We start from the raw sequence: 22129 nt of genomic DNA on the forward strand, positions 1-22129 counted from the left end.
CGGTCTCCTTTTGCATAGTCATTTCATTTATCAAAATAAACGAACTGACTCTAGTGACTTGTCTAAAAATTGCAAAAGGACTGGACAGCCGTCCAGTCCACGCGTCATTCCTATTTACGGCCGTGACAATTTTTAAATTTCTTACCAGACTGGCATGGGCATGGATCGTTACGATCAACACCTTCAAAAGATACATTCTCCTGAATTGCATGCGATTGGTTCGGCATAATATTCTTAACAGCTGTCGTATGTGCTTCTTGACTTGTGCGCTCACGCTCAATATTGTCATGAATTTGCGCCTTCATCATCAAGCGGGTTACTTCAAACTCGATAGCCCCAATCATATCGTTGAACATAGTAAATGCTTCCGATTGATATTCAACGATTGGATTGTTTTGAGCATATCCACGAAGGCTGACTGCATTGCGCAATTGATCCAAGGCATCAATATGGTCTGTCCATTTGTTATCCACAACACGAAGGATAAGAACTTTCTGGAATTCGCGTACACGTTCTTCATCGCGTAATTTTTTCACTTGCGAATCATAGACTCTCAAAGCACGTTCATAGAGCTCTTCGACAATCTCTTTCTGATTCATTGCTTCAAAAGTAGCTTTACTCAAGGTATCATCGTCAACGAGATTTGCATGCGCAAATTTGATAATTCCATCAATAGCTTCATCTTTCGAACCAAGGAAGTGACCAGCAACTTGGCGTTCAATCGTCCGTTTCATCATCGCTTTGATTTCAGGAGCCAAATCACGGTTAGCAGTAATAACATCCTGGCGTTGGCGATAGATGATTTCACGTTGCTCACGCATCACATCGTCATATTGAAGGACTTGTTTACGTGAATCGTAGTTGTTCCCTTCCACACGCTTCTGAGCAGATTCAACTTGACGTGTCAACATTTTAGACTTGATAACGGACTCTTCTTCTGTTAGATTCATACGCTCCATAAATACTTTAATGCGTTCTGAACCAAAGCGTTTCATCAAGTCATCTTCGAGAGATAGATAGAATTGTGATTCACCTGGGTCACCTTGACGACCTGAACGTCCACGAAGCTGGTTATCAATACGACGACTTTCATGGCGCTCAGTACCAATAACACATAGCCCACCAAGTTCACGTACACCTGGACCTAACTTAATATCGGTACCGCGTCCCGCCATGTTGGTCGCAATAGTGACCGCACCACGCTGACCAGCATTCATAATAATCTGCGCTTCACGATAGTGGTTTTTAGCATTCAATACTTCGTGAGGGACACCTGCAGCTACCAATTTTTGAGAAATCAAATCAGAAGTTTCAACCGCAACTGTACCGACCAAGACAGGTTGCCCTTTCTCATAGCGTCTCTTCACATCAGCAATGACGGCATTAAATTTGTATTCTAGACTTGGATAGAGTAAATCTTCGTGGTCAACACGCGCGATTGGGCGGTTGGTTGGAATTGGTACGACACGGATGTTGTAGATTTCACGGAATTCTTCCTCTTCTGTTTTACCAGTACCCGTCATCCCTGATAATTTTTTATACATACGGAAAAGGTTTTGGTAGGTAATAGAGGCACTTGTCTTAGACTCGTTTTGAACCGGTACACCTTCCTTAGCTTCGATGGCTTGGTGAAGTCCATCAGAATAACGACGACCTTCCATCGTACGACCTGTAAATGGATCGATAATCATGACCTCTTGGTCTTCATTGACCAGATAGTCAATATCATAGGTCATAATGTAGTTGGCACGAAGTGCATTATCCAAGAAATGGGTAATGGCTACATTTTCAATATCGTAGAGGTTATCTAACTTGAAGAATTTCTCTGCTTTGTCAATACCTGAATCAGACAGACCAATCGTCTTAGATGGAATGTCAATGATGTAATCTTCTGTTGTCAAAGATTTAACAAGATTATCTGCCAAGAAATACAACTGGTTTGTTTCAGAACCTTGTGCACCAGATACAATCAACGGCGTACGAGCTTCGTCAATCAAGATTGAGTCAACTTCATCGACCAAGGCGTAATTGAGAGGACGTTGAACCATGTCTTCTGCGCGAACAACCATATTGTCTCGGAGGTAGTCAAAACCAATCTCTGAGTTGGTCGAATAAGTAATATCGCAGTTATAGGCTTCACGTTTTTCCAAGGGTGATTTAGCAGCTAAGTTGATACCAACTGATAGACCAAGCCATGAATACAATTCACCCATTTCAGTCGCATCACGAGTAGAAAGATACTCGTTAACCGTCACTACGTGAACACCTTGACCAGACAAGGCATTCAAATAAACAGGCATCGTTGCAGTCAGAGTTTTACCTTCACCTGTACGCATTTCTGGAACGTCACCGTTGTGAAGAACGATTCCTCCCATAACCTGAACCTTGTAGGGATAGAGGCCCAATACGCGACGTGCTCCTTCACGGACTACCGCATAAGCTTCGTACAAAAGATCGTCGAGGGATTCACCGTTATTGTATCGCTCCTTAAATTCTGCTGTCTTAGCTTGCAACTGTTCATCAGTCAGCGCTTCCATTTCATCGGCATACGAGAAGACCTTGTCTGCCATTTTCTCAAGTTTTCTTAGCTCTCCCTTATCATTTTCAATGAGAGAACGAAGTACATTTGTTACCATATCATTCATCCTATTTCAATTTTAGTCAATAATATATTGTAGCAGAAAATTAGGCAATTTTCAAGGTTTGGCACTAGGATACACAGTATTCTTAGATAAAAATACCATAATCTGGAAAAATTTCTACACAGTAATACTACATTGCTAAAAAGAACATGATTAAGACACCAATTACTAAAATAAATACCAGAATACCATCCTCTATCTCTAGTAAAAATATACCATTTAAAATTTTAAAAAAATATGCACTATTGCCCCAAAAATGTGAACGATTTGGCATTTTTTTCTTCGTACAAGTAGTATAATCTGATTGTACAAGTAAATATTTAAAAAGGAGAGGAAAATGTATACCAAGAAAATCGCTCTTAAACAACTAGCCATGTCTAGTACTACAGTAGCCATAGTGAGTGGCCTATGGGGAAGCCAGCCTCCTATATGCATCGACGGTATCTGTTCAATATCAATATATTGCACAAGATGAACTAACAAGTTCAGAGAAGGATTCTGTCTTATCTAAGCCGAAAACTGTCTCACCTTCCAAAGAAATAGCTACGGAGAATCAAACAATCTATCTCATCTACAAGACCGAACCTAAAAAAATATTTGGGATTCTTCCAGCTACAGGGGAGACCGGGATCAATCTATTAACGATTGGAGGGGGACTTCTTCTAGTTCTAGGAATAAGTTTGGTCGGAAAAGGCAAAAAGAAAGGGATTATTTCATCCATTCTTCTTCTGACCGCCACTGGTTCTATTCTACCTATCCAGAGCATCCAGGCTTTAGAAAGCAATTTACTTGCAGACTACAATCAGGTTCATCAGCTAAAAGTCGGAGACCAACTTCCTAATCCAAGTAACATAAAGCAGTATCAGTATGTAGGCTATGTCACTGACAAGGATATAGGTCCGCAATCTACCGAAAATAAAGAGAGCTCTTCCACAACTGCATCATCTCAGCAGCAAGATAGTACCGATAGTGCTATAAATAATGAAACTTTGCTCTTCAATCTAAAAAAATTAGATCCAACAAGCGACAATCAGCAACTAAAAAAGGCTGCCAACAATATTGGCGCAGACCACAAATTGGCTAGTAGTAAAATGATCAGCCTTGTCCCCATGACCGACAATACCATTATTTCTGATATACAGGGAAGAGAAGAGAAGAAAACATCAGTACACTCCTAGATCACTTTGAAGATGGCAGCACCTTATTTTTCCCGCTCCAATATACAGAAAACAAAGATAACGTGCTTACTACCAAATAGCGGATTGGGGAGTTACTTATTCACCTTTCCAAACATTACAAGACTACTCTGACATTCTAGACAAGGTAGTTCCAAGCCTACAAGCGGTTGAATTTCGTTCTGAAAATATGTATACTGCTCTCTCCATTACAGAAAATCAAGAGCCTGATTATAGAACTAGTATTTTTACAGAATAAGAAAAAAGTTAGGGATTATTTCTAGTCCCTAACTTTTTATGTTACTTTTCTGATACCTGTTTTGCCAAAGCAAAGTTCCCAAGAGTTGCAGAACCATTTTCAGCAACAGCTGGCGTTACGATATATTCTTTGACATCTGGCGTTGGGAGATAATCGTTCATCAAACCGACAAACTTCTCACGTACACGATTAAGCATGTGCTCTTGAGCCATAACTCCTCCACCAAATACAATGACTTGCGGACGATAAAGCAAGGTTGCCTGTACTGCTGCCTGAGCAATATAATAGGCTTGAACATCCCACACTTCTGAATTAAGTTCAATTAATTCTCCGCGAATACCTGTACGACCTTCAAGAGAAGGACCTGCAGCTAAGCCTTCCAAACACCCATTGTGGAATGGACACATTCCTTTAAATTCATGTTTTACATCGTAAGGGTGTAGGGAAACGTAAGTATGACCCGCTTCGGTATGACCCAAGCCACCGATAAACTCACCATTCTGAATAGCACCTGCACCAATACCTGTACCGATTGTATAGTAAACTAAGCTCTTTACCCCTTTACGAACCAATGTTTCACCAAAAGCTGATGAATTCACATCCGTCGTGAAGTAGAATGGAATGTTAAATTCCTTAGCAATCAGACCAAGTAAATCAATATTTGACCAGTGTGGTTTTGGTGTCGAAGTGATATAACCATAAGTCTGTGAGTTTTGATCAATATCAATTGGACCGAAAGAACCTATCGCAATACCTGCCAAACGATCTTCATAGCGCTTGAAGAATTCAACCGTTCTCTCAATCGTTTCATAAGGAGTTGTCGTTGGAAATTGCGTTTTTTCAACAACTTGAAAGTTCTCATCACCTACTGCACAAACAAACTTTGTACCACCAGCTTCTAAGCTACCATATAATTTTGTCATTTGATTGTCTCCAAAATTTTTATCACTTTTATTATAACATATAAGCAAACAGAAGAAAAAGGCTGAAAGCCTTTTTCCTGTTAATTATGTAGTAGAGTCATGCTCTACAAATCGATTTTATATAAGATTACTTAGCTACTTTCAAGAATTCTACACCGTGAGCGATTGTTCCCTCAGCAAGTGGTGAAACTTCTGTAAAGTCTGCTGTGTTTGTCACAATGATCATAGTTGTATCATCAAGACCTGCTTCAGCAATTTTCGCAGCATCGAATTTAGCAATCGGAGTACCAGCTTTTACTTTATCACCTGCTGCTACTAATTTTTCAAATCCATTACCGTTCATTGATACAGTATCAATACCGATGTGAATTAAAAGTTCAGCACCAGACGCTGTTTTCAATCCGTAAGCATGACCTGTTTCAAAAGCAATTGTTACTTCTGCATCTGCTGGAGCGTAAACAACACCCTCAGATGGTTTAACAGCCAAACCTTTACCCATAGCTCCTGATGAGAAGACTGGATCATTAACATTTTCAAGGGCAACAACGTCACCTGAAAGTGGAGATACAAGAGTTTCTTCAGCTACAAGTCCTGTTTCTGCTTCTTCAAGCGTTTCAGCTGTTTCTTGTGTTGAAGCACTAGGCTTTTTTACTTCTTTCTCCTCATCTTCATAACCGAAGAGGTAAGTAAGAGCAAAACCAAGAGCAAATGATACTACTACCATAAGGATGTATTGGAACAATTGACCGTTACCAACATAAAGTGTCGCACCAGGAATGATGGTTACACCCATACCGTTACCAGCAAGTCCAAGGATTGAGGCAAAGGCACCACCGATTGCACCTGCAATCAATGAAAGAAGGAATGGCTTACGGAAACGCAAGTTAACACCGAAGATAGCTGGCTCAGTAATACCAAGGAAAGCAGATAGAGCTGCAGGGAAAGCAAGAGCTTTCAATTTAGGGTTCTTAGTTTTCACACCAACCGCTACAGTGGCCGCACCTTGTGCTGTCATAGCTGCAGTGATAATAGCGTTGAATGGGTTAGCTCCTGTGTTAGCTACCAATTGAGCTTCCAAGAAGTTGAAGATATGGTGAACACCTGATACGACGATAACTTGGTGAACACCACCGATAAGGAGACCACCTAGACCCATTGGCAAGTTCAAGATAGCTTGTGTTGCAGCCAAGATGTAGTTTTCAACCACGTGGAAGACTGGACCGATGACAAACAAGCCAAGGATTGACATTACAAATAAGGTAATGAATGGAGTTACCAAAAGATCTAGAACTTCTGGAACAACCTTGCGAACAGCTTTCTCGAATTTAGCACCAATCAAACCGATGATGAATGCTGGCAAGACAGAACCTTGCAGACCAACGACTGGGATGAATCCGAAGAACATCAATGGCTTCACATCACCACCTGATGCAACGACCCAAGCGTTTGGCAATTGACCTGCAATCAACATCATACCAAGAACGATACCGATGGTTTGGTTACCACCAAATACGCGGAAGGTTGACCATACCACCAAGGCTGGCAATACGATGAAGGCTGTATCTGTTAGGATTTGTGAGTAAGTGTTCAAATCCCCCGTCAAGGGCATTTCAAGAGCGGCAAACAAGCCACGAAGACCCATGAAAAGACCAGTTGCTACGATAGCAGGAATGATTGGAACGAATACGTCACCGAAAGTACGGATCGCACGTTGGAAAGCATTACCTTGTTTAGCAGCTTCAGCTTTTTGTTCACCAGTAGTCGCTGTTGGCAAACCAAGGGCAACCACTTCATCGTAGATTTTGTTTACTGTACCAGTACCAAAGATGATTTGGTATTGACCAGAGTTGAAGAAAGCACCTTGTACTTTTTCGATGTCTTCGACTGTATCCTTGTCGATTTTTCCTTCATCAACAACCATAACACGAAGACGAGTCGCACAGTGGGCAACACTACGTACGTTCTCACGTCCGCCAAGGGCATCAATGACTTTTTTTGCAATTTCTGTATTATTCATCTTGCAAAAATCTCCTTATTAAATTTTTTTGCTTTTTGAAAGTGTTTTCAAACTTTCGATGGTTTTATTATATCACTTTTATAAAATATGTCAAACGTTTATCACATTTTTTTTTGAATTTCTTAAAAACATTGTTAAAACTTGATTTTTTTCAAGAAAACGTTTACTATATTAATGAAAAACTAGAAAATTTGGAGAAAATTATGGCATTTACAACAGAGGAGCGTTACAGAGCTTATGCTGACTGGACACCCGAATATATTGAAAAAATAAAGAAGAATACAGAGAGTTCTCCTTGGAGGACAAATTTCCATATTGAAACACCACATGGACTATTAAATGATCCAAATGGATTTTCTTATTTTAATGGAAAATGGACTCTTTTTTACCAATACTTCCCATTCGGTGCTGCGCACGGATTAAAATCTTGGGTCCATACAGAATCAACGGATTTGGTCCATTTTGAAGAAACTGGTACGGTTATGTACCCAGATACACCACTTGATAGCCACGGTGCCTACTCTGGTTCAGCTATGGAATTTGGCGACAAGCTCTTCCTCTTCTATACTGGAAATGTCCGCGATGAAAATTGGGTTCGCCATCCATACCAAATCGGTGCCTTGATGGATAAAGATGGTAAGATTGAAAAGATTGATAAAGTCTTGATTGAGCAACCAGGAGATACCACCGACCATTTCCGTGATCCACAAATTTTCAACTATAAAGGGCAATATTACGCTATCGTCGGTGGACAAAATCTGGATAAAAAGGGAATTGTCAAACTTTATAAAGCTGAAAATAACGACTACCTCAACTGGTCCTATATTGGTGACCTAGATTTTGCCAATGATATGACCGCTTATATGATGGAATGCCCGAATATTGCGTTCGTTGGCGAACAACCAATTCTCCTCTACTGTCCACAAGGCTTAGACAAAGAGGTATTGGACTATGACAATATCTATCCAAATATGTACAAGATTGGTCAGAGTTTCGATCCTGAAACAGCAAGCATTGTCGAACCGAGTGAATTGATCAATCTGGACTATGGTTTTGAGTGCTATGCAACCCAGGCCTTTAATGCACCAGACGGTCGAACTCTATCTGTTAGCTGGTTGGCTCTTCCAGATGTGGAATATCCAACCGATGCTTATGACTACCAAGGCTGTCTGTCATTGGTTAAAGAATTAACCATCAAGGACGGTAAGCTCTACCAATATCCAGTCGATGCGATTACCAGTCTTCGTAAAGAAGCTCAGCCATTTTCAGCCCAAAAAGAAACCAATAATGTTTACGAATTGGAACTTGATTTTTCAGCGGGCACGAAACACGAAATCGTATTGTTCGCAAATGAAGAAGAAAAAGGCTTGGTCTTGTCTGTAGACACTGAACAAGGCCGAATTACATTAGACCGTGGCAACTGTGGTCAGCCATTCGCACTCGATTTCGGTACAAGTCGCTCTTGCGAGATTTCTCCAGGAGCTCTTACAGCCAATATCTTCATCGACAAATCTGTCTTTGAAATCTTTATCAATAAAGGAGAGAAAGTATTTTCTGGTCGTGTCTTCCCTGATGCGGATCAGTCTGGTATCGTCATTACGACTGGTAATCCGACCGGAACCTACTACCATTTAGATTATGGTCGCAAAACTAACTGATGTCGCACAGTTAGCTGGGGTCAGCCCAACAACTGTCTCGCGCGTTATCAATAAAAAAGGATACCTATCTGAAAAAACCATTCGCAATGTCGAAGAGGCTATGCGTGAACTAGGCTACAAACCTAATAATTTAGCTCGTAGTTTACAAGGTAAATCTGCAAAATTAGTTGGTCTCATCTTCCCAACAATAAACAATATTTTTTATTCTGAATTGATTAGCCATTTAGAAAAAGAGCTTTTTGATCGAGGCTATAAAACCATTATTTGCAATAGCCAGCACGAGTCCGATAAGGAACGTGAGTATCTAGAAATGTTGGCAGCTAACCAAGTAGATGGGATTATCTCGGGCAGTCACAATCTCGGTATCCAAGACTACGACCGTGTCGTAGCTCCAATTATCGCTTTTGACCGCAATCTCTCTCCTTCCATTCCCATTGTCTCTTCCGATAATTTTGCTGGCGGGGTATTAGCTGCCCAAACCTTACAAAAAGCGGGATGTCACAATCCATTAATGATTACCGGAAACGATGATTCCAATTCACCTACCGGCCTTCGCCAAGTAGGTTTCACATCTATTTTGAACAAAGCCGAAGTTTTTCATATCTCCAGTGATTTCTCACCTGTGCGCAAGGAGATGGAAATCCGAGCCATTCTTGAAAAGCAAAAACCAGATGGTATCTTTGTATCTGGCGATGCAACGGCTATGCTGGTATGGAACGTCATTCGTTCATTGAAACTGTCTATTCCAGAAGATATTAAATTGATTGGTTATGATGGAACAAGTTTCATCGAAAACTACTATCCTCAACTGACAACCATCAAGCAACCATTAACCGAAATAGCTAGACTGCTGGTTGAACTATTAGTTGATAAAATCGAAGGAAAAAAACTGACAAAAACAGACTATATCCTGCCGATTAGCCTACTAGCAGGAGCTAGTATATAAAAAAAGCTGTGCCTAATAAAAAAATTAGGTACAGTTTTTTTGTGATACATTCTCTTATTTCTCAAGTAAAAAAGAAGCTCATCAGGCTTCTTCTTTAATAAACTGGCTCAAAACTCCATTGACAAACTTAGCTGAAGATTCATCAGAAAATTCTTTAGCCAATTCAATAGCCTCGTTAACAGCAACACGGTCTGGCGTTTCTTCGAAATGTAAGATTTCAAATAGGCCTAGTCGCATGATATTCTTGTCAATCAAGGTTAAACGGTCTAAGGTCCATCCTGCTTTTAATCGGCTAGATAACTCCTTATCCAAGTCATCACGATAGTCTGCTACACCATTGACAAGGTTAAGGAGAAAGAGCGGAATTTCAACTCCATCTTGCTCTTCCTCTCTATCATAAAGATAAGAAAACTGAGCTGCCTGAACAGGTTCTTGACCGAATTCGAGTGATACGATTGCCTGCAAAGCACACTTACGCAGGGCATGTCTATTATTCTTCATCAAGGAAATCCTCTCCGAATAAATCTTTCAATGCTGGTTTTGGTGTTTTATCAGGAACAATGCCGCTGACATGGATATTAACCGCAACCACTTGAACTTCTGCATAGTTGTAAACTGCTGTCTTGACTGCACGCTGGATGTCCATTGATACAGCAGGAACATTTACACCATATTCTAGATAGACGTAAATATCCGCAGTCACTCGACCTTCCTCATCAGTTTCAAGATAAACACCTTTATTTAACGATGTTTTTGACCAACTGTCTGCTACACGCTTATTTTGAAGGGAATGCACTCCATCAACTTTCGCTGCAGCAATGCCTGTAATTACTTCAAGGACGCGAGGTGCGATAACAATCTCGCCTTGATATTCTGTTGTCATAGGCTCTCCTTTCTTAAGAGGAAACGATTAAGCACGTGATACGTAAGTTCCTTCAGCTGTGTTGATAACGAGTTTTTGACCTGCTTCGATAAAGTCTGGTACGTTGACTACAAGACCTGTTTCCATCGTAGCTGGTTTACCTGAACCTGTAACAGTCGCACCTTTGATAGATGGTTGTGTTTCTGCAACGACCAATTCAACAGTTGTTGGTACAGTAACACCGATCACTTCTGTTCCGTAGAACTGGATCTTCACATCAGAATTCTCCAAGATATAGAGCAATTCTTCTTTGATAGTCGCTACTGGAATTTCATACTGATCATAAGTCTCAGTATTCATGAAATAAGCTGTGTCATCCATTTGGTAAAGGTACTGTGCTGGAACTGTTTCGATAATAGCTTGTTCAAATTTTTCATCTGGACGGTAAGTTGTATCGAAGGTTGAACCTGTACGTACATCACGCAATTTCATACGCATGATGGTGTTTCCTTTACCTGGTTTGTGGTGGCTTGCATCCAAAACTTTAATCAATTTACCTTCAGCTTCGAAGGTCATACCTGCTCTAAGTTTACTTGCTTCAATCATTGTATTGAATACCTCTTCAAATTTTATTTATTCGTTTTATTCTACCACAAACTGTCAAATTTCTCAAATGACAATCAATTCCTTGGGTGCTAATGTCAAGACTTCACAACCGTTTTCCGTAATCAATAGGTCATCTTCGATACGGACACCATATTTGTCATCCAAATAGATACCAGGCTCATCCGTCAAGACCATACCTGCCTTGATAGTCTCGTCAGATTTTCCAAAATACGGATATTCATGAATATCCAAGCCGATACCGTGACCGATGCCGTGTGTAAAGTTGGCTCCGTAACCCGCCGCATTGATAATCTCACGAGGAATAGCGTCAAACTCGCGGTAGGTGACGCCTTCTTTGGCCTGCTCAATTAAAGCCTTATTGGCACGCAAGACCACATCGTAAATCTCACGCTCTTGATCTGTCACATAACCGATATGGATGGTCCGTGTCATATCGCTGACATAATGCTGGTAATAGCAACCAAAGTCAAGTGTCAAGGTCTCACCAGCTTGGATAACCTTTTCAGACGCTCTTCCATGAGGCATAGCAGAGCGGTAGCCAGATGCCACGATGAACTCAAATGATGCCCCTTCTGCACCGAGTTGACGCATGCGGTGGTCAAGGAAATGATTGACGTCCATCTCAGTCGTCTGACCTGGCTTGATAAAGTCAAGAACATCAATAAAAGCCTGATCTGAAATCTGACACGCACGGCGAATGGTTGCAATTTCTTTCTCATCCTTAATCATGCGCAAGTCTTCGATAAAGTTGGACATGGCAACTAGTTGATAACCCTCAAAAATGCTGGTCAGACTTTGATAGAAACCATAGGTCACCTGGCTATCAAAACCAATGGTTTCAAGCCCATCTTCCTTAATCACCTTTGCAATCTCTTCAAGGGCAAAACGGCTCTCGATAATATCAAAACCTTTTACTGATGCCTTAGCTATCAAGGTATAACGCGAATCAGTTACAAACAAGCGACGCTTGCCACTAATGAAGACAGTCGCCTCAGTTCCCCAAAAACCAGTTAGGTAGTAAATATTGTTTTGACCAGTCACCAAGATTCCATCAACAGTTGATTGAGTTAATTTTGCTTCAAATTTCCCAAGTCTTTTTTGCATTCTGTTCCTCCAATGATTTTTAAACTATTATAGCAGAAATACTAGGATTTACCAATTATTTTCAGCAGACAAAAAAGCCGCTAGAGCGACTTTTCAAAACAGCATTAAGAGTTTCTTCTCATTTCCCTTTAAATTCACGAATCCGTTGAGGAATACCCTCTAAAAATTGATTCATTTTTTGTTGCCATTCATTTTCAAGAGCTTTCCTTTCTTGAGAATCTAGGTCGTCAATAACCTTACTATTTAGGCCGATTTCGCTTAAAACTGGACTGACATTAGAGATTGTCTTTTTGCCAAAATGAATTTTACTTTCTTCCATCCATAAATTAAGTGAGGAGCTTAACTCAACTTGTTCCCAAGGGATTCTGACAAGTGCTGGTTTGCCGAATAATTTCTTCTTAAAGGTGTAGACAGCTTCCTCTGTAAAGATAAGATTTAAACTTAGAGTTCCTTCAAACATGGCAAAAATATGTTCTTCATGCAACTCCTTGTAGCTTGGATAATGATACCAAAATACTCTAGCCGAATAAAGGCTTGCATACTCCTTTGGTAAAAGAATTGTATCTTGTTCTTGCAAGTTTTTTTCTGCAATCATCCATTCAAGATTATTCTCAATAAGGGGAGTCCAAAAAACGTAATCTGCAAGTTCGCTCAGGTACTGATAGCGTTCATAATCGATAAAAGTTGGGTCTATAGAGGTTCCTTCTAGGGAAGCAAGCAAATCATTTGAAGGCACAGTAAGTCCCGGAATCTCACCCTTATAATCCACACGATCTTGCCTTGATTTTAACTCTTTAACAATTTCTTCAGGTAAGAAGTTTTCTAACAAGGCTGTCAAGTTGGCTAACTCATGATTTGCCCAAAAAGTACCATAAGAAAAGACATTCGTCGGTGCAATACAAAAAGAATAAACATCTACCACATATTCCTCAACGCTTGTAATCGTTTCTGAGCTAGGAACATACTGAAGTAATTTTCCCATTACACAAGATGCTAGGTATTGTTCCCAAGTCTGATAACTATTTTTGATACGCTCTGTTTGCTTGGTAAACAGTTCCTCAAATTCTTCTTTAGTAATCAAGCGAGTAGCATACGATTTCGTCAAGACATCAATTATACGGCAGTCGTCAAAGCCTTTGATTAGTTGAGAACCTGTTAATGAATTTAAAGAAAGGTAAAAGTCTTTTACATCAGGAGTGCCTATTCCATCAATAAATGAAGAAACATCTTCTAAAGCATGATAACGACCATCTTCCAGTTTATCAATTTCTTCTTTTAAACTTGAATAATCTGTAATTCCATAGTTTGTTTCTAACATGGTTCGCAACAGGCCTCTGGTCATCATATTGACACCTGGCATGACGACACTCATTAGTTCTTTTTCGATAAATTGTCTATTGACTGAATTGGCAAAAACTGAACTGTATCTGTATGGACTGCACAATAAAACGTATTCCGATTGCATGGAGGTCTCCTTGTTAAGTAACTTATTTTTTATATTATATCTGATTTGTACTAGCTTATCAAGCGTAGAAAAAATCAGACAAAAAAGCCGCTAGAGCGACTTTTCTGACAAATGGAACAGAGTATTTACGTTTATTCTTTGGTAAACTCTGCATTTGCTAAAGTTGAATCAAGAGTGTCTAACGTTAGGACCCCATCAACAATTTCATAATCCACGGTCGAATTATCATTTTCTGCTGTTAGCGTTTTTCTTTCTTGATCAACAGTCAGTCCCTGTTCCTCAGATTGAGTTTGACCATCTTCCCCTTTTTCTTCAAACGTAAGGGTCCCAGTATTATTTTCAATTTTGATAATTACCGTGTAAGTAGTGCCGTCTTTTTCCCTTGAATAGGTATAGGTCCCGTTATCATTTTTAGCTCCGCAAGCAACTAAGAAAAATACGGTGACGCTCGTTAAAATAAGGGTTAATAATTTTTTCATCCTACTCTCCTTTTAACCTACAGAGTAACTAATGTAATCAATGAGTTCAGGTATAACTTTTATTTCTTTGGCTTCGTGTTCATTTTCGAGTTGATAAACCTTATCTCCCGTATAAACATAGTAAGAGTTAGATATCCCATCGAATATCGCAAACTTGATATTTTTAATTTCCTTATTATCAGAAGTATAATAGCCAGTCAGACTACTACCATCAACAACTTTTATTTTTTCTAACGTTTTTTTCTGAGTCGTATGACGCAATCTGAGTGCCTGTAGAAACTCATTTACTGTATTGTACTGATAGGTCACTTCAGATGCCATCCCCAATTCTTTGTAATGTTCCGCTGAATATTGGCTAATCTGTTCTGTACTGTACTTCAATGATGTTGGTCTTGTTGTTTGTTTTTCAAGGTCAATGACAGTTGCTTTGTCGGTATAAGCAGATAAGTAAAAGGTAGCCTGTACTTTACCGTCTTTTACAACAATTTCATCATTATCTGTTACACCAAGATAGTTTGTTGGTGTATCACTGCCATAAAAGCCATACATTGGCAGTAATTCTCCATCTTCTCCAAGAAAACCTTGAGTTAGGCTAGGACCTTCTGAAAGCAACAGTTGTCCATATTCTAGTTCGAACTTACCTTGATGAAGTTCCCCAACCTTTAGTTTAGCATTCATTTGATTGTCTTTTGTGACATACAAATGCCCTATTTGACTTCCAGGAACATCTCGCTCTAGATACAATTCATAGCTACCATCTTCGTTGATTGCAAAATCAATCTTATAAAATACGGTCAAATTATCATCGGGAGCATGACTTGTTTCAGCTGACGGAATGTCAACTATTCCTGAATAAAATCCTACATAGTCTTTTACAGCTTGCTTTGCTTCAGCATCAATTTCAGTATGTTCATCTACACGAGGAAAATCATCTGGGCTGCTGACTACTTTCTCACTCTTCGTTGTACTTGAGCTTTCCGTCACCTTTTGTGTACTACTAGAAGTTTCTTGGTTCACTTGACTAGTCTGTTCCGTCTGACTACAAGCTACTAGACTTAACGTTGATATTGCTACCAACAATTTTAAAAGATTCTTTTTCATATGTTCTCCTATAGTATAATACCATCCATGCAATTTCGACAATTTTTCTCAGTTCCTTTACGGTTTCGGCTCAACCAATTCCAGCATGGCCACGGTCACACCCTGGTTGAAGGTGGTCTCGATAGCCTTGTCGTTGAGTCCGATACCTACTGCCACCTGGAGGTTGTCCAGGTTTTTCATCATGACGGCCTTGTGGCCAGCGGAGTTCATCCACTCAGTGAAGAGGTTGTTGGCGATGCGGCTCTCGTTGATGGCGCTGTATGCGCTGAGTGATGAGCCCATCTGGAGTGCGTTTTCACCACGCCAGCCTTGTCGAGCTGTCTGCTCTGCTGTGTAGATGGTGGTCCACTTAGAGCCGTCTGGGCGCTTGTGAGCACCATCCGCTGTCCCTTGGTAGCGAAGACTACCGTGGTCCGCCATTTCGTTGGCACGAGCAGTCGCCGCGTTTTGAGCGTCTGAGTCCTGACCTGCGTATGTTACAGCCGATAGGCCTTCTGCCGCACGGGCTGCGTTAAGCAGGCTGACGAACTCAGCGTTGAGCTTGTCGAGGTTGATGAGCTGCTCCACCTTCTCAAGGGTGTCCTTGGTTGCGCCAGTTCGGATGGTCGTGCCAGGCACGGTTCCTTTCTTAGCGATGAAGGCGTCCTGCTGCTCCTCGGTGAGGCTCATGAACTCATCCAGCGTTAGCGTCTTCTTGTCGAGCAGGTTGGTGCTTGCAGGTTTAGTTCCGACCACAAGGACCTCATTGACTGGTGCAGTCTCGGAGATAACCTCGCGGGTTTCGCTTACTTGACCAGTACGGTTATTGGTGACCCGTGTGATACGGACCTTACGCTCCCCGTTTACTCCCTGAACTTTGATTTTTGTTTCACCTTCTGGGAGATTCGGATCTTCTTCTTTGATTGAAGTATAGGCAAGCACCTCCGTTTCTGTCAGAACTTGACTCGTCTCTTCTTTCTTGATACCAACTTCTACTATACGCTTAATTGGCTGAATAACCTCTGGTTGACCCACCATTTCAGAGGCAACCTTGACGCCGTCCACATAGGTATCCTTATAGGTCTGTGTTTGCTGACCATCTACTCCTGCTACCAACTCACGACTTTCACCTTCAAATAAGCTATCCACCTGACGAGTTTCTGTAGTAAATGGAATGACACTTGTTTCTTGGCGAGTTTGATAACGAACAACAGCCTTTGTACCGACTTCAATAATCTCATTTATCGGTTCGACACGCTCTTCTTTTACTAGTTCGCGCGCCGTTTCATTGCCGTCTGTCTTAGTAATGCGGTAGGTTTGGGTTAGTGTTCCCTTTCTTCCTTTTGTAAGTGTACGAGTTTGACCTTTTTCCAAGTCTGGATTCTGACGAGTTTCAACAGTGTAGTCAAGCTCTGTTACCTTGGTTTCCTCTGTTGTTTCAACAACAGACTTTGGCTTAGTACCGTATTCAATGACTTGCGTAACTGGTTGAGCAATAACTTCCGTGCTGACCACTTCTTCACTAATGACTGCACCTGTAGAATCATAGACTTTCTTTGTAAGGGTCTTGGTTTGTCCATTAACTCCTGCTACCAGTACACGTTCGGAACCTACTTCCAGATCAGCATTGGCACGACGCTCTGTAGCAAATGAAATAGTCGTCAAGCTCTCGACAAGCTCTTCTCGATTTTTAGAAACCTCATCATTATAGGCGATTACTTCTGTAACAGGTTCAATTGTTTCAGTCGCAACGATCTCACGAGCGGTCTCTACATTATTGGTATAGGTTACTTTAGTGGTGACTATTTCCTTTCCATCCACACCTTGTGTAAGAACCTTGCTTTCTCCAGCTTGCAAACTTGTATCTTTCACATAGCTAGTTCCATACTTGATGACCGTAACCTGTTTCTCTACATCTGTTCGAACTGTATCAACAGGTCGATCTGGTTCTGCTGGATTAGTTGGAAGTTCTGGACTAACAGGTTTCTCTTCACCAGGTGTAACAGTCGTTTCCGTTTCCCCTGGTACAGCTGGTTTTTCCACCGACGCAGGTATTTCTGGTTGGACTGGTTTCTCCGTTTCTGAAATAACCTTGTCTTCTGTACCGATAACCTGACCACCTCCTGTTTCTTCAACAGGTTTCTCCGCTGGCTTACTTTCTGCTGGAACTTCTTCAACCTTGTCTTCAGATGGTTTCTGTTCTGCCGAAGCGTCTGTTACCTTATCCTCTGACGGAGTTGATTCTGCTGGGCTGTCTGTTACCTTGTCCTCTGACGGAATTGATTCTGTTGGGATGTCTGATTTGTTCTCATCTGCTGGTTGGGTTGGTTGGACAAGTAGATTCTCATTTTCTTCTGCCTTATCTATTGAACCCATAGGCAGTGCTGAACTTGTCTCTCTGCTCTGCTTTTTCCCTTCCAAATAACCTACAAACTCATAACCTGCAATTGAAATCTTTCCATCTGGGAGTGCCGCCCCTACTGTCAAGGTTTGAGCTTGACCATACTGAGCCAGCTGGGCAACCGTCACGGCAGATACAGAAGTAAAGACTAGACTTCCTCCTACCAAGGTCAAGGTCATTGCTGAGCGAACCATCCGTTGATTTTTCCGACCAACAGTTACACCAACCAGTAGCAAGCCTGCCCCAATAGCTCCAGCTAATACACCTGTGCTTTCTCCTGTCTGTGGCAAAATTGAAGACCCTACTTTTCTATACACAAGATAGTAGTTCACATCTTCTGTCACCTGAGCTGGAAGCTCTGTAAAAATCGCCTTTTTCTCTGCCTCAGTCAATTCCTCAGTCGTTACATAATCATAACGAACCTCTGCCGTCTTAGTCTGTGCATGAACCGATAAACTTGTTAGTAAACCCACTCCTAATAGAGCAGATGCGGCTCCTAAGCCTGTAAATTTACGAATCCCATATCGTAAACGCTGATTCTTTTCTTCTTGGATGCGCTGAGTTCTACTATAAACCATATAATTCTCCCTTTTATGAAATAGTCTTCCAAAATATTTTACTATACACTCTTTATTTTTGCAATACATTTAGTAATACAATTTGTAATATTTAATATTCATTTATTTCGCTATACACTTGTAACAAGGAGCAAATAAATGGCATTTAAATTAAAATCAGATAAAAAAGAAACAGAAATCAAAACCATTCGATTTCCGTCAGAGTTGGTAGATAGAATTGAGGAAGCAATCGTCAAAAAAGATGTCAGTTTCTCAAGCTTTGTCATTCAGGCTTGTGACTATGCCTTGAATAATATGGATAAAGAACAGTAAAAAAGAGCCGATGGCTCTTTTTTACTTGCTTATTTCAACTTCATTTTCAAATATTGTCCTGTAAAGCTGGCTGGGTTATCCGCCACTTCTTCTGGCGTTCCTGTCGCGACAACGGTACCGCCACCTACACCGCCTTCTGGCCCCATGTCGATAATGTGGTCGGCTGTCTTGATAACATCCAGATTGTGCTCGATGACCAGCACGGTATTGCCATCATCAACAAAGCGAGCCAAGACCTTGAGCAACTGGGCAATGTCCTCCGTATGCAGACCTGTCGTTGGTTCGTCCAAGATATACAAGGATTTACCAGTTGACCGCTTGTGGAGTTCCGAAGCCAACTTCATCCGCTGGGCTTCCCCTCCTGATAGGGTCGTTGCTGGCTGACCTAGAGTAACGTAGCCCAAGCCCACATCTTGAATGGTGCGAAGTTTCCGCTCAATTTTTGGAATATGCTTGAAGAATTCGACCGCATCATTGACTGTCATATCAAGGACTTGGGCGATATTTTTCTCCTTGTAATGTACTTCCAAGGTTTCAGAATTGTAACGGTGTCCATGACAGACTTCACAAGGTACAAAGACATCTGGCAGGAAGTGCATTTCAATCTTGATGATACCATCACCAGAACAAGCCTCACACCGTCCACCTTTGACGTTAAAGGAGAACCGTCCTTTCTTGTAGCCACGGATTTTGGCTTCATTAGTCTGGGCAAAGAGGTCACGAATATCGTCAAAGACACCTGTGTAGGTAGCTGGGTTGGAACGCGGTGTTCGTCCAATCGGGCTTTGGTCAATGTCAATCAGGCGGTCCAAGTGTTCAATTCCTGAAATGGATTTGAACTTGCCTGGCTTGTCCGAATTGCGATTGAGTTTCTGAGCAATAGCTTTTTTCAGAATGGAATTGACCAGGGTTGACTTACCAGAGCCAGACACCCCTGTCACCGCCACAAATTTTCCGAGTGGGAAACGAACAGTCACATCTTGCAGGTTGTTTTCCTTGGCACCGGTCACCTCTAAGAATCGACCATTTCCAACACGACGGTCTAGAGGTACAGGAATTTCACGTTTGCCAGACAGGTACTGGCCTGTAATGGATTTTTTATTTTTAGCTACTTGGGCAGGCGTTCCAGAGGCCACGATTTCTCCGCCAAACACACCCGCACCTGGACCAATGTCAATCAACCAGTCCGCCTCACGCATGGTGTCCTCATCATGCTCCACTACAATCAAAGTATTACCCAAGTCCCGCATTTTCTTAAGACTAGCAATCAGGCGGTCATTGTCCCGCTGGTGCAGACCAATCGATGGCTCATCCAAGATGTAAAGAACACCAGACAGGTTAGAGCCAATCTGAGTCGCCAGACGAATCCGCTGGCTTTCACCACCAGAAAGCGTCCCCGCTGCTCGTGAAAGGGTCAGGTAGTTAAGACCCACATTATTAAGGAAGGACAGGCGATCCTTGATTTCCTTGACAATGGGCGTCGCAATCGTCGCTTCATTTTCAGACAAGGTCAGATGTTCAATGACTTGCAAATGATCCGCCACGGACAAGTCTGATAATTGTCCGATATGCAGTCCCTTTTCGCCACCAACTTTGACAGACAGGGCTTGGTCATTGAGGCGATAGCCGTGGCAAGTTCCACAGGTCAGCTCATTCATGTAAGTCTTCATAACCGTCCGCGTATAGTCACTATTGGTTTCACGGTAGCGACGGTTAATGTTGGTAATCAAACCTTCAAATGGAATGTCAATATCACGCACCCCACCGAATTCATTTTCATAATGGAAATGAAATTCTTTGCCGTCCGAGCCGTTGAAAATCAGGTTCTTCTCCTCTTCCGTCAATTCCTCAAAAGGCTTATCCATGTCCACACCAAAGTGGTTCATGGCCTGCTCCAACATCTGAGGATAGTAGTTGGATGAGATTGGATTCCAAGGAGCCAAGGCACCCTCACGCAAGGTCTTGCTGGCATCTGGGACAATCAAATCCGTATCCACTTCCAGCTTCATCCCCAAACCGTCACAATCGCTACAAGACCCAAAAGGCGCATTGAAAGAGAAAAGACGAGGCTCCAACTCTGGTACCGTAAAACCACAAACTGGGCAGGCATAGTACTCAGAGAAAAGCATTTCCTTCTCGTCCATGGTGTCGATGATGACATAGCCGTCCGCAATCCGCAGGGCCGCCTCAATGGAGTCAAAAAGCCGCGAACGAATGCCCTCTTTGATGACAATCCGATCGACCACGACCTCAATGTTGTGAGCCTTGCTCTTGGACAATTCTGGTACTTCCGATACATCATAGACATCACCATTGACCCGCACCCGAACGTAGCCGTCCTTCTGGATTTTCTCAAAAATAGTCTTGTGTTGCCCCTTTTTCTTCCGAACAATCGGAGCTAGAATCTGCAAACGCTGGCGCTCTGGCAATTCCAAGACCTCATCAACGATTTGTTCCACCGAAGAAGCCGCAATCGCTCCGTGGCCATTGATACAGTAAGGCACCCCAACTCGAGCATAGAGCAAACGGAGATAATCATTGATTTCCGTCGCTGTACCGACTGTCGAACGCGGATTCCGCGACGTCGTTTTTTGGTCGATGGAAATAGCAGGGCTGAGACCCTCTATGGAATCCACATCTGGCTTGTCCATGTTGCCCAAGAACTGACGAGCATAGGCAGACAAGGACTCTACGTAGCGCCGTTGGCCTTCGGCATACAGAGTATCAAAAGCCAAACTCGACTTACCAGACCCCGACAACCCAGTCACCACCACCAGCTTCTCACGCGGAATGGTCACATCAATATTTTTTAAATTATGGGCACGCGCCCCATGAATCACAATATTTTCTTGCATAGTTTAAGATACAAAGGGCGTCAAATGCACAGTCAAAATAGGCGGTAAGTCCGAAATCTGTGATTTCGAAGACGCACCCCCGTCAAGACAACTAGTGCTTTCACAGGTCGAAAACCGAAGAAAGCACAGATGTCTACGACGCAGAAGCCAGTTCCACATGCTTAAACATGAAGAAACCAGCAATTTTTGACACTGCATTTAGCCCGTGTTCAATTCCTTTCTAAAGATACAGAGCCCGTAAAACGTAAGGTGAAAATAGGCGGTAAGTCCGAAATCTGTGATTTCGAAGACGCACCCCCGTCAAGACAACTAGTGCTTTCACAGGTTGAAAACCGAAGAAAGTACAGATGTCTACGACGCAGAAGCCAGTTCCACATGCTTAAACATGAAGAAACCAGCAATTTTTCACACAGCGTTTAGCCCGTGTTCAATTCCTTTCTAAAGATACAGAGCCCGTAAAACGCAAGGTGAAAATAGGCGGTAAGTCCGAAATCTGTGATTTCGAAGACGCACCCCCGTCAAGACAACTAGTGCTTTCACAGGTCGAAAACCGAAGAAAGCACAGATGTCTACGACGCAGAAGCCTGTTCTCCATGTTTGAACACGAAGAAGCATCACTTTTTCACACAGCGTTTAGGGCGTGTTCAATTCCTTTCTAGATATAAGTGCGTTCACAAGATAACTGGTGACGGTCAATTAACTCCGCGTCACCAGACGAAACTGCCTATGGGCAATTTCTATATCTT

At 41.9% G+C, this 22129-nt stretch carries 14 protein-coding genes and 1 pseudogene; 3 read left to right on the forward strand and 12 right to left on the reverse strand.

Annotated elements, in window-relative coordinates; genetic code table 11:
* Window positions 1–110: 110 nt before the first annotated feature.
* Window positions 111–2636 carry a preprotein translocase subunit SecA gene (gene secA, locus CWM22_10980; protein AUC92381.1) on the reverse strand — a complete coding sequence of 842 codons (2526 nt, stop codon included), beginning with the start codon at window positions 2634–2636 and terminating at the stop codon, window positions 111–113.
* A 407-nt stretch (window positions 2637–3043) separates the two neighbouring features.
* Here secA and CWM22_10985 point away from each other — a divergent pair.
* Window positions 3044–3346, forward strand: a pseudogene (locus tag CWM22_10985) (hypothetical protein).
* A 771-nt stretch (window positions 3347–4117) separates the two neighbouring features.
* Here the strand turns inward: CWM22_10985 and CWM22_10990 are convergent.
* Together CWM22_10990 and CWM22_10995 are read right to left on the reverse strand one after the other, a co-directional pair.
* Entirely contained in the window at window positions 4118–4999 is an 882-nt protein-coding gene (locus CWM22_10990) for a fructokinase/branched chain amino acid--2-keto-4-methylthiobutyrate aminotransferase (GenBank protein AUC92382.1), read from the reverse strand.
* A 127-nt stretch (window positions 5000–5126) separates the two neighbouring features.
* Entirely contained in the window at window positions 5127–7016 is a 1890-nt protein-coding gene (locus tag CWM22_10995) for a PTS beta-glucoside transporter subunit EIIBCA (GenBank protein ID AUC92383.1), read from the reverse strand.
* 203 nt (window positions 7017–7219) lie between these two features.
* On the opposite strand from CWM22_10995, the gene CWM22_11000 reads away from it, so the two are divergent.
* Both CWM22_11000 and CWM22_11005 read left to right on the forward strand, forming a co-directional pair.
* Window positions 7220–8674: a sucrose-6-phosphate hydrolase gene (locus CWM22_11000; GenBank protein ID AUC92384.1), complete on the forward strand. Its 1455-nt coding sequence runs from the start codon at window positions 7220–7222 to the stop codon at window positions 8672–8674.
* Complete coding sequence (locus tag CWM22_11005) at window positions 8655–9620, forward strand: LacI family transcriptional regulator (GenBank protein ID AUC92385.1); 966 nt, start codon at window positions 8655–8657, stop codon at window positions 9618–9620. Before CWM22_11000 ends, CWM22_11005 begins: the two co-directional genes overlap by 20 nt.
* Before the next feature lie 81 nt (window positions 9621–9701).
* Here CWM22_11005 and CWM22_11010 read toward each other — a convergent pair whose 3' ends face one another.
* The 9 genes from CWM22_11010 to CWM22_11050 form a co-directional block, all read right to left on the reverse strand.
* Window positions 9702–10121 (reverse strand): transcription antitermination factor NusB, encoded by a 420-nt coding sequence (locus CWM22_11010; protein ID AUC92386.1) that lies wholly within the window; start codon window positions 10119–10121, stop codon window positions 9702–9704.
* Window positions 10111–10503, reverse strand: coding sequence for an Asp23/Gls24 family envelope stress response protein (locus CWM22_11015; GenBank protein ID AUC92387.1), 393 nt, complete (start codon window positions 10501–10503; stop codon window positions 10111–10113). The genes CWM22_11010 and CWM22_11015 overlap by 11 nt, the downstream gene beginning before the upstream one ends.
* Window positions 10504–10530: 27 nt before the next feature.
* Window positions 10531–11088, reverse strand: coding sequence for an elongation factor P (efp, locus tag CWM22_11020; GenBank protein ID AUC92388.1), 558 nt, complete (start codon window positions 11086–11088; stop codon window positions 10531–10533).
* A gap of 63 nt (window positions 11089–11151) precedes the next feature.
* Complete coding sequence (locus CWM22_11025) at window positions 11152–12213, reverse strand: aminopeptidase P family protein (protein ID AUC92389.1); 1062 nt, start codon at window positions 12211–12213, stop codon at window positions 11152–11154.
* A 118-nt stretch (window positions 12214–12331) separates the two neighbouring features.
* Window positions 12332–13678 (reverse strand): hypothetical protein, encoded by a 1347-nt coding sequence (locus tag CWM22_11030; GenBank protein ID AUC92390.1) that lies wholly within the window; start codon window positions 13676–13678, stop codon window positions 12332–12334.
* A 131-nt stretch (window positions 13679–13809) separates the two neighbouring features.
* Window positions 13810–14157: a hypothetical protein gene (locus CWM22_11035; protein ID AUC92391.1), complete on the reverse strand. Its 348-nt coding sequence runs from the start codon at window positions 14155–14157 to the stop codon at window positions 13810–13812.
* A gap of 12 nt (window positions 14158–14169) precedes the next feature.
* Entirely contained in the window at window positions 14170–15258 is a 1089-nt protein-coding gene (locus tag CWM22_11040) for a hypothetical protein (GenBank protein ID AUC92392.1), read from the reverse strand.
* Between the two features lie 57 nt (window positions 15259–15315).
* The gene (locus CWM22_11045; GenBank protein AUC92393.1) at window positions 15316–18216 is read right to left on the reverse strand and encodes a cell surface protein; all 2901 of its coding nucleotides are present in this window, start codon (window positions 18214–18216) and stop codon (window positions 15316–15318) included.
* A gap of 341 nt (window positions 18217–18557) precedes the next feature.
* Window positions 18558–21383, reverse strand: a complete 2826-nt coding sequence (locus tag CWM22_11050) for an excinuclease ABC subunit UvrA (GenBank protein AUC92394.1) — start codon at window positions 21381–21383, stop codon at window positions 18558–18560.
* Window positions 21384–22129: the final 746 nt, after the last annotated feature.

This window comes from Streptococcus suis (assembly GCA_002831545.1).
Lineage (GTDB): Bacteria > Bacillota > Bacilli > Lactobacillales > Streptococcaceae > Streptococcus > Streptococcus suis_P.